This is a genomic window from Pseudactinotalea sp., assembly GCF_048594945.1.
Taxonomy (GTDB): domain Bacteria; phylum Actinomycetota; class Actinomycetes; order Actinomycetales; family Beutenbergiaceae; genus Pseudactinotalea.
Genome location: NZ_JBMDXJ010000036.1, coordinates 1 through 14,278, shown reverse-complemented (window position 1 = coordinate 14,278; position 14,278 = coordinate 1). Strand labels below are relative to the sequence as shown.

The window sequence follows — 14,278 nt, the reverse complement described above, 5'->3', positions numbered from 1 at the left end:
CAGATCGGCGATCGAGTCGACCACGCGTGTGGGGCGGTAGGGGAAGGTCTCGATCTGGTCCGGCTTGGTGGAGCCGGTCTTGACGAGGACCGTGCGCAGCCCTGCCTCGAGACCGCTGATGACGTCGGTGTCCATGCGGTCACCGATCATGACCGTGGTCTCGGAGTGAGCCTCCAGCCGGTTCAGCGCCGACCGCATCATCAGCGGGTTCGGCTTGCCCACGTAGTAGGGCTGACGGCCGGTGGCGGTGCTGATCAGTGCCGCCACGCTACCTGTCGCGGGGAGCGTCCCTGCGAGGCTCGGGCCGGTGGCATCCGGGTTGGTCGCGATGAATCGGGCGCCACGCTCGATGAGGCGGATCGCCTTGGTGATCGCCTCGAACGAGTAGGTGCGGGTCTCGCCGAGCACCACGTAGTCAGGGTCGCGCTCGGTCATGACGTAGCCGACGTCGTGCAGGGCGGTGGCCAGTCCGGCTTCGCCGAGCACGAAGGCGCTGCCGTCCGGGCGCTGGTCGTCGAGGAAGCGGGCGGTTGCCATGGCGGACGTCCAGATCGCGTCTTCCGGCACCGGGATGCCGCTGCGGCGGAGCCGCACCGACAGGTCGCGTGCTGTGTAGATCGAGTTGTTCGTGAGCACGAGGAACTTCGCCTCACGCTCGATGAGTGCGGTGATGAACTCGGCCGCGCCGGGAATCGGGTCCTCCTCGTGGACGAGCACGCCGTCCATGTCGGTCAGCCAGGTCTCGACGGGGCGTTCGTGGGTCACAGGGGACATCGTCTCAGGAACCGCGGCTCGGGGCAGCCTGTCAGATCTGGAGGACCGCGCGGGCGATCAGGAAGTAGACGACCAGCCCGCTGGCGTCGACGAACGTGGTGATGAAGGGGTTCGAGAACACCGCCGGGTCCACGCCGAGGGCGCGCGCGACCACGGGCATCGCTCCGCCGACCGTGGCAGCCATGGTGCACACGGCCAGCAACGTCAGGCCGATGACCAGGCCGATCCGAACGTCGTAGAGAAGCCCCGCTATCGCGAGACCGGCGGAGCCGAGCAGCATCCCGAGCGTGAGTCCGACCCGCAGCTCACGCGAGACGATCCTCAGGATGTCGCGTCGGCGGACGTCGTTCAGCGCAAGCGCGCGGGTGACCGTGGTGGCGGCCTGGTTCCCGGTGTTGCCGCCCGTCCCGATCAGCAGGGGGACGAAGAGGGCGAGCACGGTCACCTGCTCGAGTGTCGCCTCGAAGACCGACAGCACTCGCACCGTGAGGGTTGCTCCGACGGCGAGCACCAGCAACCAGACCACGCGGGAGCGGACGATGGACAGGATCGGCGTCGACAGGTACGGCCGGCGCAGCGGCTCTGCACCACCCTGCCGGGCCGCGTCCTCGCTCTCCTCCTGCTCGAGGATGCGCACGGCATCGTCGATGGTGAGGATGCCGACCAGCCGCGATTCGCTGTCGACGATCGGGAGTGCGAGCAGACCCTGGTCCGCGCAGCGCCGGGCCGCCACTTCGTCGTCATCCTCGGCGACGGCGGTCTGTGCCTCGCTCATCAGGTCCGCCACAGCTGTGTGCGGGGACGCTCCCAACAGGTCGCGCAGTCCGACCACGCCCACCACGCGGCGACCGCCGTCCAGCACGGGCAACGTGTAGACAGTCTCGGCATCCGCCAGCCGGCTCGTGACGCGCTCCAGCGCCTCTTCCGCGGTGTGGTCGGTGCGGGTGGAGACGTACTCGGGGCTCATGCGGCGGCCGATCGACCCCTGCGGGTAGCCCAGCACGGCAGAGGTGAGCCGGCGCTCCTGCTCGGGCAGGCCGCGCAGCAGTCGTGGGGCGAGCGAGGCGGGCAGCTCGTCGAGCAGCCACGCACGGTCGTCGGGCTCGAGGTCCGCGAAGATGGCGGCGACGTCGGCGTCCTGGAGCGCCTGCACCAGATCCGCGCGCAGGCTGGGCGAGAAGTCTTCGAACACTCGCACCGCGCGGTGCTTCGGCAGCAGCCGGAACGCGATTGCCCGATCCCGAGGGGAGAGTCGCTCCAGCGCATCCACGAGTGGTTCGGTGCTGGAGTCCGCGAGCGTGCTGCTCACGCCGGCGAGATCGTTGGCCTCGAGCGCGGCGCGGATCCTCTCCAGGATCGTCGCCACGTCCTGGTACTGGTCGGTGGTCATGGTCGGGCTCCCTCAGGGCGGGCTGCGGGCATGAACGGGCGCCGCCCGTGTGCGGGCGACGCGTGAGAGGGCACCGCGAGGTGGCTGCCGAGAGGCCGATTCGACTCAGCGCGAGCGGCGGCGGGAGCTCGACCGTGCGGTGCCCGGTTGATGACTGGAGCTGCTGTCGCTGCTCATCGGACCCTCACCTCGCCTCCGCCTCGGAGCCCGGGCGTGGCGCTGCTGCCGACGCCGTCATGGCTGACCGTTGTTCGACCCGTCGTGGTCCGGCTATGCCGGGACCGCAGGCTTGTCCAGGTTACAGCGCCCGCTTCTGGCTCGGCCGGCAGGCCGTCCGGGTTGCGAAGTCTGCGGCATCCGCATTCTCCTCGACCCGTGACAGAACCGTAACCGCGCTCGTCCCACAGGTCAGGTGCTGCGAAGTTAGGAAACCTGAGTTGACAAGACGGTGTAAGCAACCTAAGTTGCTCACATGAGCACACAGGTTCCGCCGACCGGCGGAGTAGCAGACCACCTGGCTGCCGTTCTCGCGCTCCGCGAGCTGGCAGACCAACTGGAGGACGCGGCCGTAGAGCGAGCCATGGGCCAGGGCTGGTCCTGGGGACAGGTCGCTGAAGCACTCGGAGTGACCCGGCAGGCCGTGAACAAGAAGCACCTGCCGCGCCTCGCCGTGGCAGGCATCGAACTCAGGAGGAGACATGGCTGACCAGAAGCTGAACAAGTCACTGACGCGCGTGCTGGAGCGCGCGATCGAGGAAGCGACCGCTCGGCGAGCGCCTGTGGTCGAGGCGGAGCATCTGCTCCTGACCCTGGCATCCGACGAGACACTAGAGGCGCGCCGTGTGCTGACCGAAGTTGGGCTCAACCACGAGACCATCTCGGACGCGCTACTCCACGAGCGTCAGGAGAGCCTGTCCGCCGTCGGGATTGAACCAGTCAGCGAGGAACTGTTCGCAGCGACGCCGCGACAGAGCCGGCCGGGCTGGGGAACATCGACCAAAGAGGCGATCCAGCGGGGCAAGGCCGTCAGTGGCCAGGACGGTCGTCGTCGCCCTGCTGAGACCGAGCTCCTGCTGGGCATTCTGACCGCCACCCTCGGCACGGTTCCACGAGTGCTCGCCTATGCAGGCGTGGACCGCAGCGCGCTCCTCGACCGCGCCCGTGCCGCCTGATCTGCCCACGCCGACTGAAAGCAACGCTCGTGATCGACACGCCTGCGCCTGCGTCTCCCACCCCCACCCATGAGTGGGCGGTGCAGGCGCACGGCCTCACCAAGACCTTCGACGATCACCGCGCCGTTGACGGCCTGGACCTGAACGTCCGCACCGGCGCCATCTACGGATTGCTCGGACCCAACGGGTCGGGCAAGACCACCACTGTTCGCATGTTGGCGACCCTGCTGCGCCCCGACGCCGGCGCCGCACGCGTCTTCGGCCATGACGTCGCCACAGACCCCCATATCGTGCGGCAACTCATTGGTGTCACCGGTCAGTACGCCTCGGTCGATGAACGGCTCAGCGCTACCGAGAACCTGATCATCTTCGCGCGCCTGCTCGGCCTCAGCCGCGCTGGCGCTCGCCGCCGCGCCGCAGAGCTCTTGGAGGAGTTCGACCTGACAGAGGCGGCCGGGCGTGCCTTGAGCAAGTTCTCTGGTGGGATGCGCCGTCGCCTCGACCTTGCCGCGAGTCTGATCGTCCGGCCGCCCCTGATCTTCCTCGATGAACCCACCACCGGCTTGGACCCGCGGAATCGGGCCCGCATATGGTCGGTCATCCGACGCCTGGTCGAGCAGGGGTCCACCGTCCTGCTGACGACGCAGTACCTGGACGAGGCCGACCAGCTCGCGGACCGCATCATGGTCATCGACCGCGGCAGAGTCATCGCCGACGACACTCCCGATGAGCTCAAAGCCTCCGTTGGACGCTCGGTGCTCATCCTGCGCCCCGACAACCGTTCAGAGGTCGAACAGGTACGGGAACGCGCCGAAGCCATCCTCGCTGCCCGCGCGGCCGTTTCGCCCGAGTCTGCCCGGGTCAGTGTGCCGCTTGATAACCCAGATGCAGTCACCGACCTACTCACCGACCTGCGCAGCAACGGCCTGCGGTTATCTGAGCTGAGCGTGCAGAAGCCCACCCTTGACGAGGTATTCCTGACCCTCACCGGCCACACGACCGAATCTGAGACTCCCGAACCCGCCGTCAGCGAAGAAGGCGCATCATGACGACCACTATCCCCCCGGCGTTGCGCCGCACGCCCAGTCCCGCACAGGCCCTGCGGAACACGCTGGCGATGGCCCACCGTAGCCTCCTGACGATCAAGCGAACGCCTGAGCAGTTCCTCGACGTTGTCGCCCAGCCAATCCTGTTCACCGTCTTGTTCACATTCCTGTTCGGTGGCGCGATCGCTGGCGACACAACCAGCTACCTCACCTTTCTGATCCCGGGAATCCTCGTGCAGAGCATCATCACAGCGTCGGTCACCACCGGAGCAGGCCTACGTGAAGACATGAACTCCGGTGTCTTCGACCGCTTCCGCACCTTGCCGATTGCGCGTATCGCACCGCTTGCTGGAGCCCTGCTCATCGATATCTTGCGCTACACGATCGCCGCAATCACCACATTCCTCGCTGGGTTTGCGCTCGGCTATCGCCCGGACGGGGGCTTCGGTGCCATCGTCGGCGCAGCCCTGCTGGTGATCGGCTGCGCCTGGGCAATGAGCTGGGCGTTCGCATACGTGGGCGTCGTATCCCGCACAGCGGAAGCCCTTCAGGGCATCGCGATCTTCGTGCTCTACCCCCTGACACTCCTCTCCGGTGCATTCGTGCCCATCGCCACCATGCCTGGCTGGCTCCAGACCGCCGCCCACTTCAATCCCGTCACGTATCTCGTCAGCGCGGCACGGGAACTCCTCAACACCGGAATGATCGGCGCGGACTTCACCCTGTCCATCGTCACGGCAGTTCTCATCGTGATCGTGTTCGCTCCGCTCGCCGTCAGGGCCTATCAGCGCAACGCGCGGTGAACGACAGCTCGTGCGTCTCGCTTGGTCGCAAGCGCCCCCGGCAGGCGCCGCCGTCGGCGGCCGCTCCTTCGTCGTGGCCGCGCTCCGGCTCCCATCGTCCATGCCGGGGCGCATGCTCCTGCGTCGCAAGCGCCCCCGGCAGGACTCGAACCTGCAACCAACAGCTTAGAAGGCTGCTGCTCTATCCGTTGAGCTACGAGGGCATCGGCGCGGATCCGGAGCGGATCGTACGCTCAAGGGTACGGCGCGAGCACGTCCACCTCGGCGCGCTCATTGGTCTCTGGCGCCAGAAACCGGCAGTCTAGGCACGTGAGCACGAGAACCGACGACGACGCGCGGGGCCATGAGCCCGCGAGCCCGCCGGCCGTCCCCATGGTCGAGGTCGTCGAAGACCTCCTCCGCAGCCTCGAGGACGCGCGGCTCGCGCTCGACACACCGGACGCCGAAGAGGCCCGCGCGCGCCGCCACCGCGTAGCGCTGCAGGTCAGCAATCACCTGCTGCCGCGGCTACGGGAGGTGTCCGCCCCGGCGATCGTGGTGCTCGGGGGCTCCACCGGCGCCGGCAAGTCCACGATCGTGAACTCGGTGGTCAGTGCCGACGTCTCGCCGGCTGGCGTGCTGCGGCCGACCACGCGCGAGCCGGTGCTGGTGGTCCACCCCAAGGACGGCGAGCTGCTCGACGGTCACCCCGTGCTCGAGGTCGCGACCCGCGTCACCCACGACGGGACCAAGCGGGGCCTCGCTCTGATCGACGCCCCGGACCTGGACTCGGTCCATGCGGCCAACCGTGACCTCGCCGACCAGCTCGTCGAGATGGCTGACATGTGGGTCTTCGTCACCACCGGGTCCCGCTACGGAGATGCCCTGCCGTGGCAACGGCTGAGGGACGCCGTCGAGCGAGGGATCTCGATCGCCGTCGTGCTCAACAGGGTGGACAGAGGTGGCCTGGCCGAGGTGCGCAACGACCTGTTCGCGCGCCTGCAGGAGCAAGGGCTCACCTCGGTGCCGTTCTTCGTGATCCCCGATGTCGGCCCGATCGACGGCCCGCTCCCCGCAGGCAAGGTGCAGCCGCTTGCCCAGTTCCTCGGGGTGCTCGGCGCGGGGGCGCAGTCCCGCAGTGTCATCGCGCGCACCGTGCGCGGAGCGTGGCCGGCACTGCGCGAGGACGTGCAGCTGCTCGCCGCCAACCTCGACTCGCAACGCCGCACCACGCTCTCGCTGCAGGGCGCCGTGCAGGCTGCCACGCGCGCCGCCGCCGCGCAGGCCCGTGCCGACGTGCAGACCGGCGCCGCCGCAACCGGAGCTCCCACCACCGCATGGCTGGCCGGTGCGAGCTCGGGCGGTGCACTGTCCTCGCTCGTCGCCCCGCCGAAGGGTTGGCTGCAGCGCCGTCGCTACCGCCGCTCCTCGACCGGCCGCGCCGACGCGCTGCAGCGACTCCGCGAGGTCAGCCTCGCCGAGCTGCGCACCGTGCTCACCGACGCGTGCGCCTCCGCCGAACGCGCGATCCGCACCGGGCTGGCCGAGACCGCGGCCGGGCGTCAGCTCGCAGCGGCCGTGCCGGCGGACGCCAGCGCCGCGGCCCGCACCGAACGACTCGACCTGCTGTTCCGCGAGTGGGACTCGGTAGCCAGCGACCGCACTGTCGAGCTCACCGCATCCGAGCCGCTCTCGGGCATCGAGATCGGTCACCTCGTGGAGGTGGCCGCGGTAGGGGTCGACGGCGCAGCTCGCGCGGTCCAGCGTCTCGCCGGTGACTCGGGCGCCTCCGCGGTCTCCGCGCTGCGTGACGATCTGGCCGACTGGGCAGCCGCCGCGGTGGCGGCGGAGGCCGACGAGTTCGCCTCGGCCCTCAACACGATGGACATCGACCCCGCGGATGCAGCCACTCGGCTGCGGTTGCGGGCCAGTGAGCTGCGGGAGTACGTGTGAGTCAGGAGATCGGCCCCCAGCTGCGGGCACGCGTCGAGGAGATCAGGGAGGCTCTCGATCGTGGTCACGACCGATTCGAGCCGGCCCTCGCCGACCGGGCAAGGACCGATCTCGACCGGGTGCTGGAGCGACTCGAGCTCGGCGTCGACCACTCGGTGGTGGCGCTGGTGGGCGGCACCGGGTCCGGCAAATCCTCGACGTTCAACGCCCTGACCACGTTGCAGTTCGCCGATGTGGGTGTCATCCGCCCCACCACCTCGCAGGCGACGGCATGCGTGTGGGGACCGCAGGCCGACAAGCTGCTGGACTTCCTCCAGGTGGCCAAGGAGCGCCGCATCCTGCGGGAGTCGGCGCTGACCGCGCGCGACGAGGCCGACCTGCACGGGCTGGTGCTGCTCGACCTTCCCGACCACGACTCGGTCGCGACCGGGCACGCCGAGCTCGTCAATCGGCTGCTGCCGCTCATCGACCTCCTGATCTGGGTGGTCGACCCACAGAAGTACGCCGACAACGCGCTGCACGAGGGCTACCTGCGCGAGCTGCAGGACCGGCACGAGGCGATGCTCGTGGTCGTCAACCAGGTCGACACGCTCACCGACTCCGGCAAGGAAGCGGTGAGGGACGACGTCGGGCGTCTGCTCGCCGAGGACGGCCTCGCCGACGTGCCGGTGATCCTCGCGTCCGCGCGCACCGGCACCGGCATCGCCGACGTGCGCAAGCACCTCAGCGACGTGCTGCAGACCGAGTCGATCGCGGCCCGTACGGCGCGCGACGAGATCGGTGCGATCGCGCGCCGTGTCAGCGAGGGGCTGGGGGAGCGTGAGCCCGACGTTCCGGCGACCGCTGAGACCGCAGCTGCCCTGGCCGACGCCGCAGGCGTCCCTGCCGTGACCGCCGCGCTGCAGGCGGCCGTCGCGAGCCCGACCCCCGTGGCCCTCAGCGGTGTGCAACGCCCAGCCCGCTCCCGCATCGACGCGATCCGGGAGTCCTGGGTCGCCGAGGCCACGGCGGGTCTTCCCACCCGCTGGCGCTCCGCCGTCGGCGCCGCCGTCGCACCGGCGGGAGACTTCTTCGACCATGCCAGCCAGGCGCTCGAAGGGGTGGCGCAGCCGCCCTCGCGCGATGCCTCGGCGGCACGGATGCGGCTGCTGGGTCTGGTGGCAGTCGGCGTCGGCATCGTCGCCGCACTCGCCGGAGCGATCCTGTTCCTGCTCACCGAGAGCACCACACTCGGAATCGCCGTCGCGGCCGGCGGTGTGCTGATCGCGGTGCTCGGCGTGGTGCTCGGGCTCCTCGCCCGGTCCCGGCGGCGCCGCAGCGCCGCCGAACGCGCTGAGCGCTACCGGCGCGAGGTGAGCGACGCCGTCGCCGGTGTGGTCACCGCCGATCTCATCGACCCCGCGACGGCGGTGCTCACCGACCATGCGGCCGTGCGGTCGGGCGTCGAGGGCTGAGAGACCGACCGCACCAGGCTCGCCGGCACCCGCCGGGCTGGCGTGCCGTTGGTATCACCTCCTCAACGCCGTGCCTCGCCCAGACCCGCCGTGGGCGTGACTGAGCTGCCATGTCTGCACGCCAGTCACGCCACGACGGCCTTCGGCGTGACAGAGGCGCCGACAGGGCACGCCAGTCACGCTTCAGCCCGCCCGTGGGCTCCCGAGCGGATCCGTGATGACGCTCGCGGCAGCGCCGCGTCCGCACCAGCGCCCCACGGATGAGTCACCAGCGCACGTTATCCACAGGTGCACGCTGATGCACCGTCATCCACAGCACCCCTCCCACCGCTCAGCGGGCGAGGGTGCGCTCCAGCCAGCCTGGGTACTCCGGCACGGAGCCGGGCGGCCGGCGTGACCGGCCGGTCAGCATGAAAGGAGAGCAGAGATGAGCGAGACCGAGGTGACGCTGCGAGGCCACCTGGGGACGAACCCCGAGCTGCAGCGGTCGACCACCGGCAAGCCATGGGTGCGGCTGCGGATCGCCACCAACCGGCGCATCCGGACCCCCGAAGGATGGGCAGATGGCGCGACGTCCTGGTACGACGTCAAGCTGTGGGGTGCCTTCGCGCAGAACGTCGCGGAGAGCCTGCGCAAGGGCGACCGGGTGATCGTGCAGGGACCGCTGGAGATCGAGGAGTACACCAACGACAAGGACATCACGTTCCGCACCGCGGTGGTCCACGCCCGCGCGCTGGGGCCGGACCTGTACTCGGCTACCGCGCGGGTGGCCAAGGTGAGCCGCAACGAGGCGGGAGAGGTCACGGATCACCCGCCGGTGGACGTGAGTCGCATGGCCGAGGCCGGTGGGGGTTTCGGGGAGGAGCCGGACCTCGAGACCGAGGCGAGCGAGCCGGAGCCTGCCTTCGCCACGACGTGAGCGGCCCGGTCTCGGCGGCTCATGGGCTGCCGGGACCGGTGCACGCCGTAGGGTAGGTGGCTGGAATCCTCCGCTCCACGAGACTTGGGAGAACAGTGGCCGAGTACATCTACTCGATGGTCCGTGCGCGCAAGGCACACGGTGACAAGGTGATCCTTGACGACGTCTCGATGTCGTTCCTGCCGGGCGCGAAGATCGGCATGGTCGGCCCGAACGGTGCCGGGAAGTCGACGATCCTCAAGATCATGGCGGGGCTCGAGCAGCCCTCCAACGGAGAGGCGCGCCTCTCACCCGGTTTCTCGGTGGGGATCCTGCTGCAGGAGCCCCCGCTGGACGAGAGCAAGACCGTGCTCGGCAACGTCGAGGACGGCGTGCGCGAGATGAAGGACAAGCTCGACCGGTTCAACGCGATCGGTGAGGAGATGGCCAACCCGGACGCGGATTACGACGCGCTGCTGGAGGAGATGGGCAAGCTCCAGACCGATATCGATGCCGCTGACGCGTGGGACCTCGACTCCCAGCTCGAGCAGGCGATGGACGCGCTGCGCTGCCCGCCGGGCGACGAGCCGGTCACCAAGCTCTCCGGTGGTGAGCGGCGCCGCGTAGCACTGTGCAAGCTGCTGCTGGAGAAGCCCGACCTGCTGCTGCTGGACGAGCCCACCAACCACCTCGACGCCGAGAGCGTCGACTGGTTGGAGCAGCATCTGTCGAAGTACGCGGGCGCCGTCATCGCCGTCACGCACGACCGGTACTTCCTCGACCATGTGGCCGGCTGGATCGCCGAGGTCGACCGCGGCCGCCTCTACCCATATGAGGGCAACTATTCGACCTACCTGGAGAAGAAGGCCGAGAGCCTGGAGATCCAGGGGCGCAAGGATGCCAAGCTCGCCAAGCGTCTCAAGGACGAGCTCGAGTGGGTCCGCTCCAACGCCAAGGGCCGCCAGACCAAGTCCAAGGCACGTCTGGCCCGGTACGAGGAGATGGCGGCCGAGGCGGACCGCACCAGGAAGCTCGACTTCGAGGAGATCCAGATCCCGCCGGGCCCGCGCCTGGGCTCGCAGGTCATCGACGCCACGAACCTCCGTAAGGGGTTCGGGGACCGGCTGCTGATCGACAACCTCTCGTTCACGCTGCCGCGCAACGGCATCGTCGGCGTGATCGGCCCGAACGGCGTGGGTAAGACCACCCTGTTCAAGACGATCGTGGGTCTGGAACCGCTCGACGGCGGTGACCTCAAGATCGGCGAGACCGTCAAGATCTCCTACGTCGACCAGGGCCGCGAGAACATCGACCCGAAGAAGACGCTGTGGGAGGTCGTCTCCGACGGGCTCGACTTCATCCAGGTCGGCAATGTCGAGATCCCCTCACGCGCCTACGTGTCGCAGTTCGGGTTCAAGGGCCCGGACCAGCAGAAGCCGGCCGGTGTGCTCTCCGGTGGTGAGCGCAACCGCCTCAACCTGGCGCTCACGCTCAAGCAGGGCGGCAACCTGCTGCTGCTGGACGAGCCGACCAACGACCTCGATGTCGAGACGCTCGGCTCGCTGGAGAACGCGCTGCTGAACTTCCCGGGCTGCGCCGTGGTGGTCTCGCACGACCGGTGGTTCCTCGACCGTGTCGCCACCCACATGCTCGCCTACGAGGGCACCGCGGAGAACCCGGCGAACTGGTACTGGTTCGAGGGCAACTTCGCCTCCTACGAGGAGAACAAGGTCGAGCGCCTCGGTACCGACGCTGCGCGGCCGCACCGGGTCACCTACCGCAAGCTCACGCGCGACTGAGGTCGCTCACCGCCCGCAGCGTGCGGGCGGTGAGCACGGCTGCCGTGGCGGCCTCGTGACCCTTGTCCTCGACCGAGCCGGGCAAGCCGGCGCGGGCCAGGGCCTGCTGCTCGTCGTCGCAGGTGAGCAGGCCGAACCCGACGGCGACGCCGTGGTCGAGCGCGACGCGCGCCAGCCCGTCCGTCGCCGCCCGGCACACTTAGTCTAAGTGCGGTGTGCCGCCGCGTATCACGACACCGAGGGCCACGACCGCCTCGTGCCCGGCTGCGGCGAGCGCCGCCGCGGCGACCGGCAGCTCGAAACTACCCGGTACCCGGATGATTGTCGGCGTGTGGATGCCGTGCTCGTGCAACGCACGCTCGGTGCCTGCGAGCAGCCCGTCCATCACGGTCGCGTGCCAGCTGGCGGCGGCCACGGCCACCCGCAGATCGCGGGAGTCCGTCGGCTGGAAGGTGGGGGAGCCGGTTCCGCTCATCTCACATCACTCCTGTCAGGTGGTGGCCCATCCGGTCGCGCTTGGCGATCAGATAATCGGTGTTGGCGTCGGTCTGCCGCGGCGCCAGTGGCACGCGCTCGACGGCGATGCCGTCGTCGGTCAGCGAGCGCACCTTGGCGGGGTTGTTGGTCAGGAGCCGCACCGCGCCGATCCCGAGCTCGTGCAGGATCTGCGCCGCGGTCCCGTAGTCGCGTGCGTCGGCAGGCAGGCCCAGGTCCAGGTTGGCGTCCACGGTGTCCCGCCCGCTGTCCTGCAACCGATAGGCGGCCAGCTTCGCGGCGAGGCCGATGCCGCGACCCTCGTGGCCGCGCAGGTACACGAGCACGCCACTCCCGGCGCGCACGATCCGATCCAGTGCGTCGTCGAGCTGTGGTCCGCAGTCGCACCTGCTGCTGCCGAAGGCCTCTCCCGTGAGGCACTCGGAGTGCACCCGCGCCAGCACCGGCTGCGCCTCGTCCAGCCGCTCGAGCGGGCCGGCGACAAGCGCGACGTGCTCAGCGCCGTCGATCATGTCCCGGTAGCCGATGGCGGTGACGTCGCCGTGCCGGGTGGGGAGCCGGCTGCTCGCCACCCGCTCGACGAGCCGTTCGGTGCGGCGGCGGTGGCGTACCAGCTGCTCGATCGAGATCAGCGCCACCCCGTGCTCGTCGGCGAAGCGACGCAGCTGCGACCCGCGTGTCATCGTGCCGTCGTCGCCAGTCACCTCGGCCAGCACCCCGGCAGGGGACAACCCCGCCAGCCGGGCGAGGTCGACGGCCGCCTCGGTGTGCCCACGCCGCACGAGCACGCCGCCCTCGCGGTAGCGCAGGGGGAGCACGTGGCCGGGTTGGGTCAGGTCTACGGGTTGCGTGTCGGTGCTCGCGAGCAGCCGTGCCGTGAGGGCTCGATCGGCGGCACTGATGCCGGTGGTGACGCCGTCGCGCGCATCGACCGAGATGGCGTACGCGGTCCGCATCGGGTCCTCGTTGCGGGCGACCATCGGCGCGATGCCGAGCCGGTCGAGCTCAGGCCCGACCATCGGCACGCAGATGATCCCGCTGGTGTGCCGGATGGTCCACGCCATCAGCTCGGACGTGGCGGCGGACGCGGCGAACACGATGTCACCCTCGTTCTCACGGTCGGCGTCATCGGCGACCACCACGGGACGTCCCGCAGCGATATCGGTGATCGCCCGCTCGATGGGGTCCAGACGCAAGGCGCCGCTCACGAGGTGACCTCCGCCGTCGAGCGCCACACGAGCAACCGCTCGACGTGCTTCGCGAGCACGTCGACCTCGAGGTTGACGAGGTCCCCAACCAGTCGGTGCCCGAGCGTGGTGCGCGCGAGAGTCTCGGGGATGAGACCGATGCTCACGCGGCGTTCGTCTACGTCGACGATCGTGAGTGAGACGCCGTCGACCGCGATCGACCCCTTGTCCACGAGGTAGCGCTCCAGCTCGCCGCGGGAAGGCAGTCCGATGACGATGCTGTCCCAGTGCGGTTCGCTGCGCCGTTCGAGGATCCTGCCCACGCCGTCCACGTGGCCCTGCACGATGTGCCCGCCCAGGCGTTGCTGCGCGGTCACGGCGCGCTCCAGGTTGACCTGATCGCCCGGCCGACGCGCCCTGAGCGTGGTCGCGGCCAGCGTGGTTCCCATGACATCGGCCGACCAGCTGGCGGCGTCCAGTGAGGCGATCGTGAGGCAGCAGCCGTCGACGGCGATCGAGTCGCCGAGCGCCGCGTCGGTCAGCGTGGTGCTCGCCTCGATGGTCACGCGGATCGCGTCGCCGCCCTGGTCCTGCACGGCACGGATCCGGCCGAGCTCTTCGATGATGCCGGTGAACATCTACGTCTCCTTCGTGATGGGGGTACTGGTGATGCGGACGGTGGCGTCGGCGCCGCTCCCGAGCACGGCGACGTCGGTGGTGTGCAGGCGCACCGTGTCGCCGATGGTGCTGATCCCGAGGTCGCCGACCGCGGCGAGCCCGGTACCCAGCAAGGCCGGCGCCACGTAGGCGATGACCTCGTCGATGAGCTCGGCTCGCAGGAACGCTGCGGCCAACGTGGAACCGCCCTCGAGCAGCACGTGGTGCCGGTCGTGCTCGCGGTAGAGGGCCTCGAGCGCCTCGTGCGGGTCGCGCGTGTGCAGCCGCACGGTTGGCGCGGCGGCGTCGTGGATGCGTCGGTCGGCGGCCATGGCGCGGATTCCCATGACAGCGCGTAGCGGTGGCTCGCCGTGAACCGCATGGTGTCGGACCGTGAGATGCGGGTCGTCGATCGCGACTGTGCCGGTGCCCACGAGGATCGTGTCGCAGCGTGCCCGGAGGCCATGAACGTCTTCGCGAGCGGCGCGCGCGGTGATCCATCGTGAGCTGCCGTCCGCGGCAGCGCTGCGGCCGTCGAGTGTGGTGGCGAGCTTCCAGGTGACGAACGGCCGCCCGCGGGTGTGGGCGAAGGTCCACGCAGGGTTGAGGCCGAGGGCGTCCTCGGCCATCAGGCCGGATTCGACCTCGATCCCGGCCGCCGCCAGCCGCTC

The 14,278-nt window shown here is 69.6% G+C and carries 13 protein-coding genes, 1 tRNA gene and 1 pseudogene; 8 read left to right on the top strand and 7 right to left on the bottom strand.

Annotated elements, in window-relative coordinates:
- Both ACOJSN_RS01755 and mgtE read right to left on the bottom strand, forming a co-directional pair.
- A partial coding sequence (locus tag ACOJSN_RS01755) for an HAD-IIA family hydrolase (protein ID WP_420110787.1) occupies positions 1-774 on the bottom strand: 774 nt, incomplete at its 3' end.
- Positions 775-805: 31 nt separating this feature from the next.
- A complete protein-coding gene (mgtE, locus tag ACOJSN_RS01750) occupies positions 806-2,164 on the bottom strand; it encodes a magnesium transporter (RefSeq protein ID WP_420110786.1) in 1,359 nt (452 codons plus the stop codon).
- A 472-nt stretch (positions 2,165-2,636) separates the two neighbouring features.
- On the opposite strand from mgtE, the gene ACOJSN_RS01745 reads away from it, so the two are divergent.
- The 4 genes from ACOJSN_RS01745 to ACOJSN_RS01730 are packed head-to-tail and all read left to right on the top strand — an operon-like array spanning position 2,637 to position 5,185.
- Positions 2,637-2,870 carry a hypothetical protein gene (locus ACOJSN_RS01745; protein WP_420110785.1) on the top strand — a complete coding sequence of 78 codons (234 nt, stop codon included), beginning with the start codon at positions 2,637-2,639 and terminating at the stop codon, positions 2,868-2,870.
- Positions 2,863-3,336 (top strand): Clp protease N-terminal domain-containing protein, encoded by a 474-nt coding sequence (locus ACOJSN_RS01740; RefSeq protein WP_420110784.1) that lies wholly within the window; start codon positions 2,863-2,865, stop codon positions 3,334-3,336. The genes ACOJSN_RS01745 and ACOJSN_RS01740 overlap by 8 nt, the downstream gene beginning before the upstream one ends.
- Positions 3,337-3,368: 32 nt before the next feature.
- Entirely contained in the window at positions 3,369-4,385 is a 1,017-nt protein-coding gene (locus ACOJSN_RS01735) for an ATP-binding cassette domain-containing protein (protein ID WP_420110788.1), read from the top strand.
- Positions 4,382-5,185 (top strand): ABC transporter permease, encoded by an 804-nt coding sequence (locus ACOJSN_RS01730; RefSeq protein ID WP_420110783.1) that lies wholly within the window; start codon positions 4,382-4,384, stop codon positions 5,183-5,185. The genes ACOJSN_RS01735 and ACOJSN_RS01730 overlap by 4 nt, the downstream gene beginning before the upstream one ends.
- Positions 5,186-5,315: 130 nt before the next feature.
- On the opposite strand, the gene ACOJSN_RS01725 is transcribed toward ACOJSN_RS01730, so the two are convergent.
- Positions 5,316-5,388: transfer RNA gene (locus ACOJSN_RS01725), tRNA-Arg, on the bottom strand.
- Positions 5,389-5,494: 106 nt separating this feature from the next.
- Here ACOJSN_RS01725 and ACOJSN_RS01720 point away from each other — a divergent pair.
- The 4 genes from ACOJSN_RS01720 to ettA all read left to right on the top strand — a co-directional run bounded on the left by ACOJSN_RS01720 (position 5,495) and on the right by ettA (position 11,268).
- Positions 5,495-7,117, top strand: coding sequence for a GTPase domain-containing protein (locus tag ACOJSN_RS01720; RefSeq protein WP_420110782.1), 1,623 nt, complete (start codon positions 5,495-5,497; stop codon positions 7,115-7,117).
- A complete protein-coding gene (locus tag ACOJSN_RS01715) occupies positions 7,114-8,571 on the top strand; it encodes a GTP-binding protein (protein ID WP_420110781.1) in 1,458 nt (485 codons plus the stop codon). Before ACOJSN_RS01720 ends, ACOJSN_RS01715 begins: the two co-directional genes overlap by 4 nt.
- A gap of 427 nt (positions 8,572-8,998) precedes the next feature.
- Positions 8,999-9,490: a single-stranded DNA-binding protein gene (locus ACOJSN_RS01710; RefSeq protein WP_420110780.1), complete on the top strand. Its 492-nt coding sequence runs from the start codon at positions 8,999-9,001 to the stop codon at positions 9,488-9,490.
- Between the two features lie 95 nt (positions 9,491-9,585).
- Positions 9,586-11,268, top strand: coding sequence for an energy-dependent translational throttle protein EttA (gene ettA, locus ACOJSN_RS01705; RefSeq protein WP_420110779.1), 1,683 nt, complete (start codon positions 9,586-9,588; stop codon positions 11,266-11,268).
- On the opposite strand, the pseudogene ribH reads toward ettA, so the two are convergent.
- The 4 genes and pseudogenes from ribH to ACOJSN_RS01685 form a co-directional block, all read right to left on the bottom strand.
- A pseudogene (ribH, locus tag ACOJSN_RS01700) lies at positions 11,255-11,743 on the bottom strand (6,7-dimethyl-8-ribityllumazine synthase). The gene ettA and the pseudogene ribH sit on opposite strands and share 14 nt — an antisense overlap.
- Position 11,744: 1 nt before the next feature.
- Entirely contained in the window at positions 11,745-12,971 is a 1,227-nt protein-coding gene (locus ACOJSN_RS01695) for a bifunctional 3,4-dihydroxy-2-butanone-4-phosphate synthase/GTP cyclohydrolase II (RefSeq protein ID WP_420110778.1), read from the bottom strand.
- On the bottom strand, positions 12,968-13,588 hold the full coding sequence (locus tag ACOJSN_RS01690; RefSeq protein WP_420110777.1) for a riboflavin synthase: 621 nt from the start codon (positions 13,586-13,588) through the stop codon (positions 12,968-12,970). The genes ACOJSN_RS01695 and ACOJSN_RS01690 overlap by 4 nt, the downstream gene beginning before the upstream one ends.
- On the bottom strand, positions 13,589-14,278 hold a 690-nt coding region (locus tag ACOJSN_RS01685), incomplete at its 5' end, for a RibD family protein (RefSeq protein WP_420110776.1).